This is a genomic window from Nosocomiicoccus massiliensis, from assembly GCF_000438455.1.
Lineage (GTDB): Bacteria > Bacillota > Bacilli > Staphylococcales > Salinicoccaceae > Nosocomiicoccus > Nosocomiicoccus massiliensis.
On the sequence record NZ_CAVG010000060.1, the window covers coordinates 1 to 2,558 of the forward strand.

Consider the following 2,558-nt stretch of genomic DNA (forward strand, 5'->3'; position numbering starts at 1 on the left):
GATTCAGTTGCTCATTAGATTTTCTATATTGTTCAAACTCTTCTGGTGATAACTTATTAAAATAACGCTTTAAGCCATCTGCCTGTTTTCCTTCATATCCACTCTCAACTAAATATATTGCTGTAGGCAGTAAATGGGCACATAACTCTGCTGTCCTTCTATGCAACATTTCAGGAGTTTCCTCCATATATAATTTCAACCGTCCCTGAATTATGATATTTCCATCATCAAATTTTTCATTCATATAATGAATTGTTGCACCATAAAAGTTTTCACAATTTGCCCAATAATGCATGTATGCTCTGTTACCTCTGTAATCTGGTAATACAGACCCATGACAATTAATAGGCATAAATTCTATATATTCCGAGAAAGTCGTTTGGTATTTTATATGGCCATCCACAACTAACTAGCAAGTCAATTTTCTGTTCTTTTGCTAATTCTAGGCTTTCATTATCATCTAATCTTTCATTTTGAAAAACAACCGACCTAATCCCCTTTTCTCTGCATAATTCAAAACATATACCTTCTTCTCTTTCAGTAAATAGAACTATTTCTTTATCCTCAAAAATATTCATATCTAAAAGTGTTTCAATGATAATTTTCGGTTTTAAAGCATTCGCAGAGCCAAGTATTGCTATTTTTTTCATCAAGTCACCCACTTGTCTTCGTTTATATAATGTTCTTTTTCAAGATATCAATAACATAATCTACATCTTCATCACTCAACAAAGTATGAAGGGGAAGCGTGATTTCGTTAACATATTGCCTATAAGCATTCGGATAATCCTTAATATCAAATCCCAAATTCTTATAAGCAGTAAACATCGGCAATGGCTTATAGTGAACATTACATGCAACACCAGCTTCAGCCATCCTAACAATGATTTCATTTCTCACTTTTTCACTTATCCCAGGTATCCTCACTAAATAAAGATGACCACTCGAAGTAAAATTTTCTCCGTAATGCTGCAAACTTTGAATACCCAACGGAAGTAGTGCACGATCATACATTTCTATAATCTCTTTCCGTCTTTGTAACAAACCTTCATATCTATCTAACTGCACTAAACCAATACTAGCCATAATATCTGTCATATTACACTTATAAGCAGGGTAAACAATATCATATTCCCATGAACCTTTTTGAGTTTTAGCAAGTGCATCTTTTGATTGACCATGAAGGCTATACAGCATGAACTGATTATAAAGCCATTCATCATCTAAACCACGATCATTACTCCATACAACAGCTCCTCCCTCAGCCGTTGTAAAATTCTTTACAGCATGGAAAGAGAAGCAAGTAAAATCAGCAACTTGCCCACATTTCATTCCTCGTCTCTCCGCTCCAAAAGCATGAGCAGCATCCGTCATAACAATTACTCTATTAAACAACCATTGCAGTTCATTGTTAGGCTTAAATAGGTCTTTCTTACTTTCTATAATATCAAAGATATAATCGTAGTCACACATCTTCCCTGCTATATCTACTGGGATTATCACTTTAGTCTTCTCTGTTATGGCATCTGCTAGTTTAGAGTAATCCATTTCAAAAGAGTCTGGTGCAGTATCAACTAATACTATTTTAGCCCCAACATGCTCTATAACTGATGCAGATGCAGTATATGTGTATGCTGAAGTGATTACTTCATCACCAGGTCCGACACCTAAAATACGAAGTGTAAGCTCCATAGCAGCAGTCGCAGAATTTAGACAAACAGACTTGTTTGTACCAACGAATTCAGCTATTCTTTTCTCAAGCTCTTTAGTTCTTGGTCCTGTTGTAATCCAACCTGACTTCATTGCTTTTATTACTTCTTCAATCTCCGCATCAGCAATATCTGGTGGAGAAAAAGGTATATTTCTTAATTCGTTATCAATCATTTTAAATAGCCTCGCTTTATTCAAATTTTTATCAAAGCTTATTATTTAGTTTGCTAGGACTTAACTGGAATCAATAAATCTATACTTCCAACCAACTACTAACCTACTAAACTCATCTATTATCAATAGCCACCTCGTATTGAACATGCAATATGAGAAATAGATGGAAAAATCAACATAATTAACATATAGTATGTTTGTTTTTGAAAATCAAATTTCAACACTACATATTGCGTTTTCTTATCAAATTCCGATACTCACCTCGTAATATCTATTCAATCTACCTTACAAATACGAAATAGATATTCACTAAAAAACCACCCTAAACCGTGTTTCTTCCTATTATATATACCATTCAATCAATCTATAAGTCTCACTAAAATCTTCTCAAACTCTTATCCCGCAAGGCTTCCAGCATTGAATCTAATGTTGATACTCAGTTCCTTGATAGGATTCAATCATTTTCGTCTGTTTGTCAGAATATTATTACTACAAAAGCCTGTTATATCAACGTTCTTAAACTATACATTTCTGAAATTATTTTTTTATCTTTCTCGTATCATCAAAATGCAATTTCGATTAATACAGTATATAGATAAAAGACTACATACGGTATATTTTAATAGTTTTTAGCAAAACCAAAACTATATATTGTATTGGTCAATAAAACGATA

At 33.3% G+C, this 2,558-nt stretch carries 3 protein-coding genes; all 3 read right to left on the bottom strand.

Features of this window, described 5'->3' with window-relative positions; all coding sequences use genetic code 11:
- Positions 1–295, bottom strand: a 295-nt coding sequence (locus TJ68_RS02945; RefSeq protein ID WP_040928650.1) for a formyltransferase family protein, incomplete at its 3' end; no start/stop codon positions are given.
- Between the two features lie 46 nt (positions 296–341).
- Positions 342–650 (bottom strand): hypothetical protein, encoded by a 309-nt coding sequence (locus TJ68_RS02950; RefSeq protein WP_040928651.1) that lies wholly within the window; start codon positions 648–650, stop codon positions 342–344.
- A gap of 22 nt (positions 651–672) precedes the next feature.
- Positions 673–1,884, bottom strand: coding sequence for a DegT/DnrJ/EryC1/StrS family aminotransferase (locus TJ68_RS02955; RefSeq protein WP_040928652.1), 1,212 nt, complete (start codon positions 1,882–1,884; stop codon positions 673–675).
- Positions 1,885–2,558 lie beyond the last annotated feature (674 nt).

What these genes read in the sequence shown, in the direction of transcription:
- TJ68_RS02950 (WP_040928651.1), bottom strand. Translation starts at nt 650, where the DNA reads ATGAAAAAAATAGCAATACTTGGCTCTGCGAATGCTTTAAAACCGAAA.
- TJ68_RS02955 (WP_040928652.1), bottom strand. Translation starts at nt 1,884, where the DNA reads ATGATTGATAACGAATTAAGAAATATACCTTTTTCTCCACCAGATATT.